Source organism: Streptomyces sp. NPDC001292 (assembly GCF_042896465.1).
Classification (GTDB): Bacteria; Actinomycetota; Actinomycetes; order Streptomycetales; family Streptomycetaceae; genus Streptomyces.
Genome location: NZ_JBIAXG010000160.1, coordinates 1 through 1,025, shown reverse-complemented (window position 1 = coordinate 1,025; position 1,025 = coordinate 1). Strand labels below are relative to the sequence as shown.

The following is a 1,025-nucleotide window of genomic DNA, read 5'->3' as shown; positions in this document are numbered from 1 at the left end:
GGTGGCCCACCGGGATGGTCTGGACGGTGTTGACGGGACGTGTGTCCCGCGGCCGCCCCGCCGGGGAACCGGCAGGACCGTTTCGACATATTCCTTTCCCTCGTTTCTTATCAAGGAGATTGATCATGGCCCGCATGCTTCGTTCTCGGCGTCTGGCGGTCCTCACCGCTTCCGCTGCCCTGGCCGCGGGAGGCGCGCTGATCCCCACCGCCGCGTTCGCCGCTCCGGCCCAGACCAGCGCCGTGGCCGCGCAAGCGCCTCAGCAGGAGGCCAAGACCGTCAGCGGTTACGCCAATGATGAAATTGACGTCTCGTCGTCCACGTCGGACGCGCAGTCCGCGCAGGCCTCGCAGTCCACGCAGTACGTGGATACGCCGAACTACAAGTCCTACTCGACCACGACGGACTGGTCGTTCGCGCAGTCCTCGTCGGACTCGGAGAGCGTGGTGATCGTCTCCTAGACGAGTCTGTCCACATGCCTGCGGCCACGAAGAGGGGGTGTTCAGGATCCGTTGGCGACAACGACCTGAACACCCTCGTGACCGCACGGTACGTGAAGATCGACGATGAGTGGGCTGGGATCGCGTGTCTGCCTGGGCGGCCCCCGAAGCTCAGTCACTCGCAGTTGCTGTGCCTGGCGGTGATGCGGGCGATGCCCGGTTTCCATCGCGGGGCCCGCTGGCTGCGGCACGTGCGCAAGCACTGCCGGGACATGTTCCCGTACGTATTCCGTCTCCTCCCCTCCCCTTCCTCACGCCACCACATGGGGGTACCCGCGCATGTCCACGCCTTCTCGGGGCCCGCAGCCCGGCCGGCCGCGGCAGCCGTTCCAGCAGCAGGCCCCGGAACCTCACAGGAAGAAGAGCACGGGCAAGATCTGCGCCGGAGTCGGCTGCCTGGGTGTCGTCGGCATCCTGGTCATCGCCGGCGCGATCTTTGCTGCTACCGGTGGCAGGTCCGGCAGCGGTACTGCCAAGGGCCCGGCCGCCGCGCCCTCGGCCGCCGGCAACGCCTCCAAGGCCTCC

Annotated in this window: 1 protein-coding gene and 1 pseudogene; both read left to right on the top strand. The window is 67.6% G+C overall.

Annotation, left to right across the window (positions count from 1 at the left end; all coding sequences use genetic code 11):
* Positions 1-125: 125 nt before the first annotated feature.
* Positions 126-461 carry a hypothetical protein gene (locus tag ACFY4A_RS42725; protein ID WP_390834697.1) on the top strand — a complete coding sequence of 112 codons (336 nt, stop codon included), beginning with the start codon at positions 126-128 and terminating at the stop codon, positions 459-461.
* Between the two features lie 318 nt (positions 462-779).
* Positions 780-1,025: pseudogene (locus ACFY4A_RS42720) on the top strand (hypothetical protein); the annotation flags it as partial.

Bases quoted from the DNA above. Each gene is read 5' to 3' on its own strand.
- ACFY4A_RS42725 (WP_390834697.1), top strand. From the start codon at position 126: ATGGCCCGCATGCTTCGTTCTCGGCGTCTGGCGGTCCTCACCGCTTCC.